Source organism: Streptomyces sp. NPDC004111 (genome assembly GCF_042874215.1).
Classification (GTDB): Bacteria; Actinomycetota; Actinomycetes; order Streptomycetales; family Streptomycetaceae; genus Streptomyces.
The window spans coordinates 101,897-115,046 of the sequence record NZ_JBIAMU010000002.1; the positions used below are offsets into that span (position 1 = coordinate 101,897).

Sequence of the window (13,150 nt, forward strand, 5' to 3'; positions counted from 1 at the left end):
CCCACCGGCCGCGCGGGCACCGTCCCGCCCCACCGGCCGCGCGGGCACCGTCCCGCCCCACCGGCCGCGCGGGCACCGTCCCGCCCCACCGGCCGCGCGGGCACCGTCCCGCCCCACCGGCCGCCGTGCGCCGGGGTCCGTCCGCCCCGGCGCGCGGTGCACGGCGCTCCCCCGCGGACGTACGAGAGTGGACGCCGGCAGGACCCGTACGTCCGACGAATCCAGGAACCGCCGATGACACGTCTTCGCCCCCGCCCCCGCACCGCGGGCGCCCGTACCCCCGTGGCCCTGGCGGTCCCGGCCCTGCTGGCCGTGGCGTTCCTGCTGCTGCCGCTGATCGGGATCCTGACCCGTACCTCGTGGGGCGAACTGGGCGCGCACCTGTCGAGCCCGGAGGTCGTCCAGGCGCTCAAGCTCTCGCTCGTCGTGTCGTTCTGGGCGCTCGGGCTCTCCCTGCTGCTCGGGGTGCCGCTCGCCTGGCTGCTGGCCAGGACGGACTTCCCCGGCAAGGCGTTCGTGCGGTCGCTGGTGCTGCTGCCGATGGTGCTGCCGCCGACGGTGGGCGGGGTGGCGCTGCTGCTCGCGTTCGGGCGGCGGGGGGTGCTCGGGCCGTGGCTGGAGGACACCTTCGGGCTCACCCTGCCGTTCCAGACGACGGGGGCGGTGGTGGCGGCGACGTTCGTCGCGATGCCGTTCCTGGTGATCAGCCTGGAGGGGGCGCTGGGCGGGCTGCGGCCCCGGTACGAGGAGACGGCGGCCTCGCTGGGGGCCTCGCCGGTGCGGGTGTTCTTCACCGTGACGCTGCCCATGGTGGCCCCGGGACTGATCGCGGGAGCGGCGCTCACCTGGGCGCGGGCGCTGGGCGAGTTCGGCGCCACGATCACCTTCGCGGGCAATCTGCCGGGCTCCACCCAGACGCTGCCGCTCCAGGTCTATCTGCTGCTCCAGGAACGTCCCGAGGCCGCGACCTCGGTGTCCCTGCTGCTGCTCGTCATCGCGATGGCGGTGCTGATCGCGCTGCGCGGGCGCTGGACGGGAACCCCGCAGGCCCCGGCAGCGCGCAGGGCCGCCCCGCCCGAGCCGGACACCTCGGTGGCGACGGCCGCTCCCCCCGCGCCCCCGGCCACCGGGCACTGGCCGCTGCACACCGCCGTCACCGGCTTCAACCGGCTCACCCTGGACGCCCCCGCGGGCACCACCATCGCCGTCGTCGGCCCCAACGGGGCGGGCAAGACCACCCTCCTGCGCGCCCTCCTCGGCCTCACCTCCCGCGCCACCGCGGCCCCGCTGGTCCTGGGCGGCACCGATGTCACCGCGCTGCCGCCGCACCGCCGGGGGGTCGCGTGGGTGCCGCAGGACGGGGCGCTGTTCCCGCACTTGAGCGCGCTGGGCAACACGGCGTACGGGCTGCGGGCCCGGGGCGTGCCGCGCGCGGAGGCCAGGCGCAGCGCCCAGGAGTGGCTGGACCGGCTCGGGGTGGGCTCGCTGGCGCACCGCAGGCCCGCCGAGGTGTCCGGCGGTCAGGCCCAGCGGATCGCGCTCGCCAGGGCCTTGGCGTCCCGGCCCCGGCTGCTCCTGCTGGACGAGCCGCTCTCCGCCCTGGACCAGACCACCAGGGGCCGGGTGCGGCACACCCTGCGCAGGCATCTGGAGGGGTTCGGCGGGGTCTGTCTGATCGTCACCCACGACCCGGTCGAGGCGGTGTCGCTGGCCGACCGGATCCTGGTCCTGGACGCGGGTGTCGTCCTCCAGGACGCGCCGCCCGCCGAGGTGGCCCGTCACCCGCGCTCGCCGTGGGTGGCCCGGATGCTCGGCCGCAACGCCTGGCCGGGCACCGCGTCGGACGGCGGGCTGCGGCTGCCCGGGGGCGGTCTGCTGGTGGTGGCCGATCCGCCGCCGGGCGGTGCGGAGGCGCTGGCCATCATCGCGCCCGAGGCCGTCTCCGTGCACCGTGAGAAGCCCGCGGGCAGCCCCCGCAACGTGTGGCCGGGAACGGTCCGCGAGGTCACCTCCAGCGGCAGCCGGCTGCGTCTGCTGATCGCCTCGGACGAGGCCCCCGACCTGGTCGCGGAGGTCACCCCGCAGGCCGCGGCCGAGCTGGGGCTGGTGGACGGGGTGCCGGTCTGGACGAGCGTGAAGGCGACCGAGGTGACGGTGGTCGCGCTCTGACGCGCCCTGTGCCACGCCCTATGGACGGTGGTCGCGCTCTGAAGCGCCCTGTGCCACGCCCTATGTTCGGGGCATGACTTCCTCCACGACCGCACCCGCGGGCAGCACACGTGTCGACCCCGCGTCCGGCGACGGCGCTCCGGTGGACCCGGACCGGTACGTCGTCGTCACCGGTGGGCCGGGCTCCGGCAAGAGCACCCTGATCGAGGCACTGGCGCGGGAGGGGTTCGCCCATTCCCAGGAGGCGGGACGCGGGGTCATCCAGGGGCAGTCGGCGATCGGCGGGCCGGGGCTGCCGTGGGCGGACCGGGCGCTGTTCGCGGAACTGATGCTCGGCTGGGAGCTGCGCAGCTACGAACTGGCGGGGCGGCTCGCGGGACCGGTGGTGTTCGACCGGGGCGTCCCCGACACGGTGGGATACCTGCGTCTGGAGGGGCTGCCGGTGCCGGCCCATCTGGACGCCGCCGCACGGCGGTTCCGCTACCGCGGACGGGTGCTGGTGGCCCCGCCGTGGGAGGAGATCTACGTACGGGACGCCGAGCGCAGGCAGTCGTTCGCCGAGGCGGTCCGCACGTACGAGGCGATGGTGGAGACGTACACGCGGTACGGGTACGAACCGGTGGAGCTGCCCTGCGTGGACGTCGGCGCGCGGGTGCGGTTCGTCCGCACGGAGCTGGACGGCGGGGCCGTGGCCCGGTGAGCGGGGGTCCGGCCCCTTGACCGGCGGCGCGGCCCGGTGGCTGGTGGGGGTCAGGTGAGGAGTGCGGCGAGCGCGTCGGTGAGCCGGACCAGTTCGGCCGGCTCCCCGTGCGCCCTGCCCCAGTGGGCGGCCTCGACCGCGCGGAACTGCGCCCAGCGGCGGGCCCGTTCGCGGTCGACCTCGGCGGCGTCCGCGAAGACGGCCAGCCTGCGCAGCACGGCCGCCCCCGGGTCCGCGGCGGCGAGGAGTTCGGCGGGTCGGGTGCGCAGCAGGGTGAGCGAGTCGTAGGCGGGGTCGCCGACGAGGCCCTTGGGGTCGATGGCCAGCCAGGGTTCGCGGTGGGAGCGCAGCACGTTGGCGAAGTGCAGGTCGCCGTGGACGAAGGTGTCCGGCTGGTCGGGGCCGAGTTCGTCCAGGGTGGCGAGGGCGGCGTCGACGAGGTACGCCGGCAGCGGGTCGGGCAGCCGGTCGGCGTCCTTGCGGAGCTGCTCGGCCCACTCCCCCGTCGCGTCGCTCAGCCGGGGCGGTCCGGGCGGTGCGGGGACGGCGAGGCGGCGGGCCAGCCGTCCGGCCCGGGTGATGGCCTCCTCGGTGTCGGCAAGGGTGGCCAGCGACGCGGGTCCGGCCCGCTCCAGGAGCATCGCGTAGTGGGCGTCGTCCCGCCGGAGGAGGGTGACGGCGCCGTGGCCGGCCCAGGCGGCGAGGGCGTCCGGCTCGTGGTCGTTGCCGGGGTGCGGGAAGGAGACCTTGAGGACGGCGTCGGCCCCCTCCTCCCCGGTGCGCTCCCCGTTCGTGCCCGCTCCACCGCGCCGGTCCGCCCCGGCGCGCCGGACCGGCAGCACGACGCCGACCTGGCCGTGCGTGGCCGGGGCCGCGGGCACGCGGTTCCAGCGTTCCAGGAGCGCGGACAGCAGGCCGGGCAGGGTGGCGAGCCAGTCGCGGCCCGCCTCGCCCTCGCGCGCGACGGTGGCCCGTGCGAACTCCTCCGGTACCCGGATCACCAGGTCACCCGGCGTCCAGGAAGCGGTGCAGGGAACCGGCGAGCGCGGTGGCGAAGGACGCGCGGGCCCGGTCGTCGGGGAGGCGGTCGAGCGAGAGGTAGGGGTTGAGGTCCTCCAGTTCGACCAGCAGGAGTTCGCCGTCCCGGGTGCGGCAGGCGTCGACGCGCTGGATGCCGTGGTCGAGGGTGTTCCAGTCGATGAAGCGCCCGGCGAAGTCGAGGTCGGCCCCGGTGGGTTCGTACGGTACGAGTTCCCAGCGGCGCTCGGGGTCCGGGGCGTGCAGCGCGTACTGGAAGGCGTCGTCGACGTAGACGAACGACACCTCGTACCGGAAGTCGACGCGCGGCTGGATCAGCAGGTCGCCGCCGTCGAGCCCGGCCAGCCGTGCGCGCGGGAGGAACTCCAGGCCGACCGAGTCCGCCCCGGCCTTCGGCTTGACCGCGTACAGCTCGCTGTCGGGCAGCGCGGCCACCTGCTCGGGGCTGTCGACGGTGGGGATGACCGGGTGCCCGGCGGCGGTGAGGTCGAGGAGGTACTGCTTGCCCGCCATGTCGCCCCGGCCGTGCAGCGGGTTGTAGACCGGCACGCCGTCGCGCAGGGCGCGGGCGCGGAAGGCCTCGTACTCCTGCTGGTAGTGCAGTACGGGGCCGCTGTTGCGGACCACGACCGCGTCGAAGGTGCCCATCAGCGCCGCGGCGTCCAACGGGTGGCACAGGGCGATGTCGAAGTCCGCGCGCAGGCGTGCGGACAGTGCGATGTCCTCGTCGCAGTAGCGGCGGCCACGGGCCGGGTAGCTGAGATCGGTGACGTACAGCAGGCGGGGACGGGCGGGCACGGCGGGACTCCTCGGGTGACGGACGTTCACCCTAACGAGGAACCGCGCGGGGGCCCGCCCCGGGGCGGCGGGACCGTGCTGCGGCCCCCGCCGGCCCGCCGCTCCCCCACCGGGGGAGACTGGCCGGTGCGGAGGGTTTGACCTTGCCCTTGGGGCAGACCCCAGCATCGGTCGTGCCGGGCGGCACGCCCGGTCCGAGAGGGAAACGGGTGCGGGGACCGCGGCACGGGAGGGGACGGGCATGGGGCTGCTGCCCATCGGCGCGTTCGCGAAGGCGTCCCGGCTGTCGCCCAAGGCGCTGCGCCTGTACGACGAGCTGGGGCTGCTGCCGCCCGCCCGGGTCGACCCGGACACCGGCTACCGCTTCTACGCCCCCGAGCAGCTGGACCGGGCGCGGCTGGTGGCCTGGCTGCGCAGGCTCGGGATGCCGCTGGCACGCATCCGGCACGTCTGTGCCCTGGACGCGGCCGGTGCCGCCGCGGAGGTGCGGGAGTACTGGGCCGGCGTCGAGTCCGACACCGCGGCCCGCCGGGACCTCGCCTCCTTCCTGATCGGTCATCTCTCGCAGGAGGAAACCGTGATGAGTACCGCACCGCCCCTGGAGATCCGTTACGCGTCCCTGTCCGACACCGGCCTGGTTCGGGAGACCAACCAGGACACCGTGCACGCGGGCGGACGGCTGTTCGCCGTCGCCGACGGGTACGGGCCGGCCGGGGCGCCCGCCGGGGCCGCCGCCGTCGACGCGCTCAGGCCGCTGGAGAGCGGCACCGTCCCGGCGGGCAATCTGCTCAACGCACTGGAGGAGGCCGTCCGGCGGGCGGACCTGGCAGTGCGCGGGGTGAACCGGGACGCGGAGGGCGAGGAGACGAGCGGGCCGGCGGGCACCACCCTCACGGCGCTGCTGTGGACCGGGTCGCAGCTGGCCCTGGTGCACATCGGGGACTCGCGCGCCTATCTGCTGCGCGGCGGCGGCCTGTTCCAGATCACCCACGACCACTCCGTGGTGCAGTCGCTGGTCGACGAGGGCCGGCTGACTCCGGCCGAGGCCGCGTCCCATCCCCAACGGGCCATACTGGTGCGGGCTTTGACGGGCAGCGCGGACACGGCGGCGGTCGCCGACACCCGGCTGCGGGACGCCCTGCCCGGGGACCGCTATCTGCTCTGCTCCGACGGCCTGTCCTCGGTGGTGCCCGCCGAGGTGATCCGCGAGGTGCTCGGCACCGTCGAGGACCCGGAGGCGGCGGTGCGCGCCCTCGTCTCCCGGGCGAACGCCTCGGGCGGGCCCGACAACGTCAGCTGTGTCGTCGCGGACGTGCTCCACCGGGAGAGCTGAGCCCGCGGGGAGACCCGGACGCGAGGAGGACCGGGAAGCGGGGAAGACCGGGAAGCGGGGAGGACCGGGGCGGCGGGTGCGTCGCCGCCCGTGCCTAGGATTTCGGTGCGAAGGGGCGGGCCCGGGAGAACGGTTCTTGGGCCCGCCCGTACGCGCAGGTGTTCCGCGACGGCCGCGGAAGTACCGGAACGGGAGCACGGGAACATGAACGACGCCGCGGACGAGGACGCCCGCTGGACACCGGAGCTGCGCAGCGGCGACCCCGAACTCGCCGAGCTGGTCGAGCGGGAGTCGGGCGGCCCCGGCGGCCACCACTCGCTGTCCGTAGCCCTGGTGGAGACGGACGGCGTCCGGTTCGCGGGGCTCGGCACGGGGCGCGCCGGGGCGGCCGTCTCGCCGGACACCGCCTTCGAGATCGGCTCGGCGACCAAGGTCCTCACGGGCATGCTGCTCGCCTCGCTGGCCGCTGCGGGGACCGTCTCGCCGGAGCAGCCGGTGGCCGAGCTGCTGGCCGGCCGCAGGTTCACGAACGGCACGACGGGCTCGGTCACGCCGGCCGAGCTGGCCTCGCACCGTTCGGGGCTGCCGAGGCTGCTGCGCGGCTCCCCCGTCGCGAACCTGCGTCTCTCCCTCGATGTCGCCCGGGGCCGGGACCCGTACCGGGGCATGGGCCGGGAGGACTTCCTGCGGCGGGCACTGCGCGCGGCGCCCGCCGGTCCGCGCGGCGAGTTCGCCTACTCCAACATGGGCATGGCCCTCCTGGGCCACGCGCTGGCCGAGGCGGCGGCGCCCACGGGGAACGGTGAGGAGCGCTATGCCGTGCTGCTGGAGCGGGAGTTGCTCGAACCGCTCGGGATGGCGGCGACGGTGGTGCGCCGGGCGGGCGTGGACGCCGAGTGCGCGGTGCCGCACCGGCAGGACGGGCGGGCCGTCGCCCCCTGGGTCTCGCCGGGGTACGCGCCCGCGGGGGTGGGTGTGCTGTCGACCGCGCGGGATCTGGCCCGGCTGCTGGGCGCCGTACTGGAGGGGCGGGCGCCCGGCGCGGACGCCGCCCGGCCGCGCTTCGCCGCGGAGGGCGCGAACCGCGTCGGTCTGGGCTGGCTGACCCTGAACCGGGACGGCCGGCAGATGACCTGGCACAACGGGGCGACCGGCGGCTCCCGGTCCTTCGTCGGCTTCGACCGGGCCCGGGGGCGCGCCGTCGCGGTCCTGTCGAACACCGATCGCGAGGTCGACACGCTGGGCTCCCGCCTGGTGCTGCACGAAGGCTGATCATCAAGGGCGGGGAGCGCGGGCCCGGCCCTCCCCCGGCGGGCGCGGCGGACCGGGCAGGGCGGGGGCGGACCGGGCAGGGCTGGGCGGTGGGGCGGGCGGTGCCTACGCCTTGCCGAGGACCACGCCCCTGCCCGCGTAGAAGCGGTCCAGGTCGGTCCACGGGACGGGGGCGAACTCCTGCGAGTGGCCGGGGAAGCCGGACGGGTTGTGCACCAGTACCGCCTCGGGGGTGGCACCGACCGCGAGCACGAGGTGGCCGCCGCGGCGGGGCGGGTCGGCCGAGGCCGGTTCGCGGACCGACGGGTGCACCGAGAGCATCACCAGGTGCCCCTGGGCGAGCAGTGCGGGCAGTTCCGCGGCGGGCAGTTCGGGCCGGCACTCGGCGGTCAGGGGCCAGTTGGCCTCGACGTACCGGGCGAACGGCGCGTAGATCAGCCCGTCGAGCCCGCCGTCCGCGCGGCGCACGTACGCCCCCGCGGCCTCGCACGCGGCGGCCAGCTCCATGGCGGAGGGGACGGGCAGCCCCCAGTGGCCCAGGCTCATACGCAGGCAGGCCACGCCGCACAACCGCCAGGACCACCACTCGTACTCCTCGGGCGAGGCGGCTCCGTAGCTCCGCCACCGCGGGTCCTCGGCGGCGGGCAGGTCGCCCGCGAGGATCGCGGGGACGAGTCCGGGCGAGGCCCACTGGGAGTGGTAGGGCACCTGGTGGACGGTGCCGGTCCCGGGGGTGGTCGCGGGTGCTGTGATGTTCGCGGGCATGGGTCCGCACTCTGCCATGCGCCCGCGCGTGCGGTGGAGCGGGGTCGTGCGGCGGGGGCGGTCAGGCGCGCAGGGCGTCCCTCAGCAGGTGGACCGACTCCTGTTCGCGCGGGTCGGTGCGGGCGACGATGCAGTGCACGGGTTCGTCGCCGGTGACCGGCATGTGCGGGGTGTCGGCCGGTATGAAGACCATGTCGCCGGGGCCGAGTTCGTCGCGGGCGGCGAGGCCCTCGCCGTGGTGGATCTCGTGCCGGCCGCTGATGACGTAGATGGCGGACTCGTGGCCCGCGTGGACGTGCGGTTCGCCGCGGGTGTACGGCGGGATCCGCACCTCGTGCAGGCAGAGCGCCTCGGTGTCGACGGTCTCGGCGGAGACTCCCTGGGTGAAGGTGCCGCCCTGCACGCCCCGGTAGCCCTCTTCGGTACGGCGCAGCACGACGGCGCGCGGCACGCCGGAACCTCCGACGGCACGCTCCGCGCCAGTGGCGGCCCCTTCGACGACGGGGCCCGCCGTCGCCGCGTGCGGGGTCGCGGGGCGCGCGGCGGCGTCCCCGACGGCGACGCCCCCCGGCGCCCCCTCGGCCGCGGACCGCGGCTGCCCGCCGCCCGCCCGCTCCCGCGTCCCCGGACCGACCCGGAACTCGTTGCCCGCCGGGTCGGCGAGGAGCACCCAGCCGCTGTCCGCCGCCTCGGGGCACCCGGCGACGACGCCGGCCCCGAGCGCGGTCAGCCGCCGGACCTCCTCGTCGCGCGTGCCCGTCGGCCGCAGGCTGAGGAGCACCCCGCCCCGCTCCGACTTCTTCTCCGTGCCGCGTACGAACACCAGGGCCGGCAGCCCCGCCGCCGGCACCAGTGCCACGCTGTCGTCACCCGGTGCGTCCAGCGCGTCGACCCCGGTCCCGAGCGCCTCGCTCCAGAACTCGGCGATCTCGTACGGCTCGTACGGATCGGTGCACCCGATGGTGATGTGCTGGACCACGGACGTCACGGGAGGCACTCCTCGCCACTTGTGTGTCGGAACACCGCCGGACTGTACGCGCAAGTCCCGCGCAGTTGCGCATCGTTCGCACACTTGTGCCGAAAAGCATCGGCCGGATTCCGCTACTTCCCGGCGCCCACCGCCGTGCGCCCGGCCGCCACCGGGGCGGTGGTCCTGGTGCGGTGCGCGAGACGTGCGGTGCGGGTGGGGACGTCGACCGTGTACGCGTCGACGGTCATCGCCCGGTCGGAGACCCGCAGGACCATGAAGCCGTGGTCCGAGAAGTTCTGCCACGTCGCGGGGTGGCTGGAATGCGCCTTGCCGTCGCCCGACTTGGCGGCGGCGCCGCAGACGATCTGCCGGGTGCCGGCGGTGCGCGCGGTGGGCTCCAGGAGCTGGAGGGTGTGGTCGTGGCCGGAGAGGATCAGGTCGGCGCGCCCGCACACCACCTCCTCGTACAGCTCCTTGAGGTGGATGCCGCGCGTGTAGTGGCCGACCAGGAAGCCGTCGTAGGAACCGGCGCTGCCGTGCTTCCCGTTGTTGAGGTACGGGTGGTGGCCGAGGACCACCTTCCAGCGCGCCCCGGAGGCGGCCAGCGCACCGTCGAGCCACTCGCGCTGGGCCTTCATGTAGGGGCCGTTCCACTGGTAGTACGGGTCGACCTGGGTGACGGTGGAGGCGACCGGGTTGGTGTCCAGGGCGAAGAACTCGACGAGCGGGTCGGCGCCGCCCGCGGGCAGTGCCGCGCGGTAGTAGCGGCTCGGCATGTACCAGCGCCGGGAGGATCTGGCGTACGAGACCTCGCGGTCGCCGCGCGAGGGGTCGCCGCCGCTGCCGGGGAACAGCCCCGAGCAGTCATGGTTGCCGAGGACCATCAGCCACGGGATGTCGATCCCGGTGTTGGGCTCCTCGAACTTGCTCTGGAACTCGGAGTCGTGGTCGGACTCGGGGCCGTTCTCGTAGATGTTGTCGCCGAGTCCGACGGCCAGGCCGATGCCCTCGGTGCGGCAGATCTCCCGGGCGGCGGTGGCCACGGCGTGCTGGGCCTCCTCGCCGGTGCCCGCGTCCCCGGTGATCAGTACGGTGAACTCGCCCGCCGCGTTGGGGTGTTCGGGGAACGGGTACTTCTCCGCGTCCGGTGCCCCGGCCCTCGGCGCTCCGGCCGGGCGGGCCTCGGCGGTGCCCGCGCCGGGCAGCACCGCCAGCGCGGCTCCGGCCACCGCCCCGCCCAGCAGGGCCCGGCGGCGAACCGCGCTCATGGCCCGTACCCGTTCGCCCACCGGCCCCTGGGCCAGATCCGGGTCGGCCCGCAGCCACTGCTCTTCGGTCAGGTCCGCCCGGGGCGGGATCAGCTCGTCATCGCACATGGGAGCGTTTTCCCACAAGTGACCGGTAGGTAGGGCGACGAAAGAGCGAACAACCGGCGGAGGTGTCGCGGCGACTTTGTGATCGTACGGGGGCCTGACCGGCGGTGCCGGGCCGCTCGCACCGGGCGGGCGCACCGGATCGGCCGCTTCCGTTCAGTCGCGCTGGAAGCAGCGCCAGAGGCCGATGACGGTGAACCCCCTGCGGACGTACCAGTCGCGCGGCCAGTCGTCCGCGTCGGCGATCAGGAACCGGGTGCGGCAGCCCGCTTCGGCGGCCGTCCGCAGGGCGGTGGCGACGACCGCGTCCGCGTGACCGCGCCGGCGGTGGGCCTCCGCGGTGGTCAGGTCCTCGATCTGGGCGATGCCCCCGGCCGGGTCCAGATAGAGGTCGGCCCAGGCGGCGACCTCGCCCGCGGCCGTACGGGAGGCCACGAAGTGGACGGTGTCGGCGCCCCGGCGGCGGGACTCGCGGCGCTCGACGAGCTGGCGGACCACCTCGGCGCCCACGCCCGGCAGGAAGCTGTGGAGACTGTCGGTGAGCGGGTCCCGGAGGTCGTCGAGGCCCACGGGCCCGGCCCGTCGCGCGTCCGGCCCGTCGGGCACGGGGCCGGTGTGCAGCATGACGAGATCGCGTGAGTGCTCGTACCCGGCCCGGGTCATCGGATCCACGCACGCGGCGCCGCTCTCCTCGTCGTAGACGTACACGGTGCGGTGCGACAGATGGCCGAGCACCTTGTCGGCGAGGACCGGCAGCCGCTCCGGGTCGGCGACGGGGCCGGGGAGCACCAGGTGGTTGTCCCCGTGGGAGGCGGGAAACTCCTCGTCGAACACGGCGAAAGCGCCGGGAACGTCGACGGTGCGGCCGGCCCGGCGGCGGTCGAAGGCCACCAGGAAGGCGTAGATGCGGGCGAGCTCGGGGTGCGGCATGGGCGGGAGCCTACGCAGCGGGCGCGGCGGGCACCCCCCGAAATCCGGCCCACCGCCAGGGCCGAGGACCGTCCCCCGTGCCACCCTGACAGGACAACAGCCGCTGGATCGAAGCCAGTTGGCAGTGCACCGATGAGTTCCGGCGGCTCGCGCGGTCCACCCTTGGCCGCCGCACCCGCGCGGCCGGCTCTCACGGAAGGACTCTCCGTCATGCCTTCTCCCTCCACCCACACGCTGCCCGTCTCCGGCGGGCGCCTGTACTACGAGGTGCGCGGCAACGGGCCGCTGCTGCTCGTGGTGGGATCACCCATGGACGCCTCGCACTTCGCTCCGTTCGCCGACGCGCTGGCGAGCGACCGGACCGTCGTCACGCACGACCCCCGGGGCATCTCCCGCAGCGCCCTGGACGACCCCGCCCAGGACTCGACCCCCGAGCTGCGCGCGGACGACGTCGCCGCGCTGCTGGTCGCGCTCGGCGCCGGTTCCGCCGACGTGTTCGGCAGCAGCGGGGGCGCGGTCACCGGGCTGGCCCTGGCGGTGCGGCACCCGGGCCGGGTGCGGACGCTGGTCGCGCACGAGCCGCCGCTGTTCGGGCTGCTCCCCGACGCGGCGGCCAGGCACGCCGAGGTGGACGACATCGTCGCCACCTACCACCGGGACGGAGTGGGGGCCGCCTGGGCGAAGTTCATGTCCGCCGCGGGCTTCGACACCGGGGACGGGGAGGACGACGGAGCGCCGGTGGCTGAGCCGTCCGCCCAGCCGTCCGCCCAGGACCTGGCCAACAGCGAGCGCTTCTTCGCGCACGAGCTCCTCGGCACCACCCGCTATCTGCCCGACATTCCGGCCCTGACGTCCGGCCCGTCGCGGATCGTCGTCGGGATCGGCGCGGAGTCGGGGCACCTGGCGACGTACCGGACCTCGACGGCGCTGGCGGACCGGCTCGGCACGCAGCCGGTCGAGTTCCCGGGCGACCACGGCGGGTTCCTGGGCGCACCGCGGGACTTCGCCGACGCGCTGCGGAAGGTGCTCACCGGCTGAGCGGTCGCGGAGGGGTCACCGGGCGTCCCCGGCCAGTGCGGCGTCCGGGTGGCCCGGCGCGAGGAAGACGACGACGTTGCCGCCTTCGGCGCCCGGCAGCGGCACCACTTCGTGCCAGCCGCACCGCCGGTAGAAGGCCACGGCGGCATCCGCCTTGCGGTCGGTGAGCAGCCAGGCGCGCCGGTCGGCGGAGGCGGCCGGCGGCGCGCCGGGGGCCAGGGCCGGAGCGGGAGCAGGCGGGCCGCCGGGAGCCGGGGCCGGAGCGGGCGGGCCGCCGGGGGCAGTGACCGCAGTGGGCGCGGCCGCACCGCCGGAAGCCGTGGCCGCGGCCGACAGGGCGGCGTCCAGCAGGCGGCGGCCGAGTCCGGTGCGCCGGGCCCGCTCCCGTACCGCGAGTTCGTCGATCTGGAAGGCACCCGTCAGGAGGCGGGCCGTCCTGCGGGGTCCGAGCTGGGCCGCGACCCGCCCGAAGGAGCGCTCGGCCGGGAACGGGTCGGGGGTGGTCCAGCCCGTGGCGAAACCGTCCACGGCCTCCCCCCGGCCCGCGACGACCGCCAGGAACCCCGGGCGCAGCCGGTCGGCGTCGAGCCGCCGCGCGTACTCCTCGGCGGCTCCGGCGCTCTCGTTCCAGGGCGGTGCGGAGAAGATCTCGTCGTAGGCGTCGACCAGCCCTGCCGCCACTTCGGCCACGTCCGGCCCGTAGATACGCATCCGCCGACCCTACTCAGAACTTTCCAAAAAAACTTCTGCAAAAATACTTTTGG

The 13,150-nt window shown here is 75.4% G+C and carries 12 protein-coding genes; 5 read left to right on the forward strand and 7 right to left on the reverse strand.

From position 1 onward, the window contains the following. Nucleotides 1-234 precede the first annotated feature (234 nt). Nucleotides 235-2,169 carry an ABC transporter permease gene (locus ACFYVL_RS04950; RefSeq protein ID WP_389241397.1) on the forward strand — a complete coding sequence of 645 codons (1,935 nt, stop codon included), beginning with the start codon at nt 235-237 and terminating at the stop codon, nt 2,167-2,169. Nucleotides 2,170-2,242: 73 nt separating this feature from the next. Then, nucleotides 2,243-2,869 carry an AAA family ATPase gene (locus ACFYVL_RS04955; protein WP_389241398.1) on the forward strand — a complete coding sequence of 209 codons (627 nt, stop codon included), beginning with the start codon at nt 2,243-2,245 and terminating at the stop codon, nt 2,867-2,869. A gap of 50 nt (nt 2,870-2,919) precedes the next feature. Here the strand turns inward: ACFYVL_RS04955 and ACFYVL_RS04960 are convergent, their stop codons facing one another. Together ACFYVL_RS04960 and ACFYVL_RS04965 are read right to left on the reverse strand one after the other, a co-directional pair. Further along, nucleotides 2,920-3,870 (reverse strand): aminoglycoside phosphotransferase family protein, encoded by a 951-nt coding sequence (locus ACFYVL_RS04960; protein WP_389241399.1) that lies wholly within the window; start codon nt 3,868-3,870, stop codon nt 2,920-2,922. 4 nt (nt 3,871-3,874) lie between these two features. Beyond that, nucleotides 3,875-4,705 carry a hypothetical protein gene (locus tag ACFYVL_RS04965; RefSeq protein WP_389241400.1) on the reverse strand — a complete coding sequence of 277 codons (831 nt, stop codon included), beginning with the start codon at nt 4,703-4,705 and terminating at the stop codon, nt 3,875-3,877. Nucleotides 4,706-4,946: 241 nt separating this feature from the next. Here ACFYVL_RS04965 and ACFYVL_RS04970 point away from each other — a divergent pair, with 241 nt between their 5' ends. Together ACFYVL_RS04970 and ACFYVL_RS04975 are read left to right on the forward strand one after the other, a co-directional pair. Then, nucleotides 4,947-6,038, forward strand: coding sequence for a MerR family transcriptional regulator (locus ACFYVL_RS04970; protein WP_389241401.1), 1,092 nt, complete (start codon nt 4,947-4,949; stop codon nt 6,036-6,038). Nucleotides 6,039-6,242: 204 nt separating this feature from the next. Continuing rightward, on the forward strand, nt 6,243-7,310 hold the full coding sequence (locus ACFYVL_RS04975) for a serine hydrolase domain-containing protein (protein WP_389241402.1): 1,068 nt from the start codon (nt 6,243-6,245) through the stop codon (nt 7,308-7,310). Between the two features lie 105 nt (nt 7,311-7,415). Here the strand turns inward: ACFYVL_RS04975 and ACFYVL_RS04980 are convergent, their stop codons facing one another. The 4 genes from ACFYVL_RS04980 to ACFYVL_RS04995 form a co-directional block, all read right to left on the reverse strand. Then, nucleotides 7,416-8,075, reverse strand: coding sequence for a C39 family peptidase (locus tag ACFYVL_RS04980; protein ID WP_389241403.1), 660 nt, complete (start codon nt 8,073-8,075; stop codon nt 7,416-7,418). A gap of 61 nt (nt 8,076-8,136) precedes the next feature. Then, nucleotides 8,137-9,063 (reverse strand): VOC family protein, encoded by a 927-nt coding sequence (locus ACFYVL_RS04985; RefSeq protein WP_389241404.1) that lies wholly within the window; start codon nt 9,061-9,063, stop codon nt 8,137-8,139. Nucleotides 9,064-9,176: 113 nt separating this feature from the next. Further along, complete coding sequence (locus ACFYVL_RS04990) at nt 9,177-10,421, reverse strand: metallophosphoesterase (protein ID WP_389241405.1); 1,245 nt, start codon at nt 10,419-10,421, stop codon at nt 9,177-9,179. A gap of 153 nt (nt 10,422-10,574) precedes the next feature. Next, nucleotides 10,575-11,348, reverse strand: a complete 774-nt coding sequence (locus ACFYVL_RS04995) for a GNAT family N-acetyltransferase (protein ID WP_389241406.1) — start codon at nt 11,346-11,348, stop codon at nt 10,575-10,577. A 210-nt stretch (nt 11,349-11,558) separates the two neighbouring features. Between ACFYVL_RS04995 and ACFYVL_RS05000 the strand changes: the two genes are divergently transcribed. After that, nucleotides 11,559-12,386 carry an alpha/beta fold hydrolase gene (locus ACFYVL_RS05000; RefSeq protein WP_389241407.1) on the forward strand — a complete coding sequence of 276 codons (828 nt, stop codon included), beginning with the start codon at nt 11,559-11,561 and terminating at the stop codon, nt 12,384-12,386. 15 nt (nt 12,387-12,401) lie between these two features. On the opposite strand, the gene ACFYVL_RS05005 is transcribed toward ACFYVL_RS05000, so the two are convergent. Next, nucleotides 12,402-13,097 carry a GNAT family N-acetyltransferase gene (locus tag ACFYVL_RS05005; RefSeq protein ID WP_389241408.1) on the reverse strand — a complete coding sequence of 232 codons (696 nt, stop codon included), beginning with the start codon at nt 13,095-13,097 and terminating at the stop codon, nt 12,402-12,404. Nucleotides 13,098-13,150: the final 53 nt, after the last annotated feature.

Coding starts and splice junctions, on each gene's coding strand:
- ACFYVL_RS04950 (WP_389241397.1), top strand. CDS start 235: ATGACACGTCTTCGCCCCCGCCCCCGCACCGCGGGCGCCCGTACCCCC.
- ACFYVL_RS04955 (WP_389241398.1), top strand. CDS start 2,243: ATGACTTCCTCCACGACCGCACCCGCGGGCAGCACACGTGTCGACCCC.
- ACFYVL_RS04970 (WP_389241401.1), top strand. CDS start 4,947: ATGGGGCTGCTGCCCATCGGCGCGTTCGCGAAGGCGTCCCGGCTGTCG.
- ACFYVL_RS04975 (WP_389241402.1), top strand. CDS start 6,243: ATGAACGACGCCGCGGACGAGGACGCCCGCTGGACACCGGAGCTGCGC.
- ACFYVL_RS04980 (WP_389241403.1), bottom strand. CDS start 8,075: ATGCCCGCGAACATCACAGCACCCGCGACCACCCCCGGGACCGGCACC.
- ACFYVL_RS04990 (WP_389241405.1), bottom strand. CDS start 10,421: ATGTGCGATGACGAGCTGATCCCGCCCCGGGCGGACCTGACCGAAGAG.
- ACFYVL_RS04995 (WP_389241406.1), bottom strand. CDS start 11,348: ATGCCGCACCCCGAGCTCGCCCGCATCTACGCCTTCCTGGTGGCCTTC.
- ACFYVL_RS05000 (WP_389241407.1), top strand. CDS start 11,559: ATGCCTTCTCCCTCCACCCACACGCTGCCCGTCTCCGGCGGGCGCCTG.
- ACFYVL_RS05005 (WP_389241408.1), bottom strand. CDS start 13,097: ATGCGTATCTACGGGCCGGACGTGGCCGAAGTGGCGGCAGGGCTGGTC.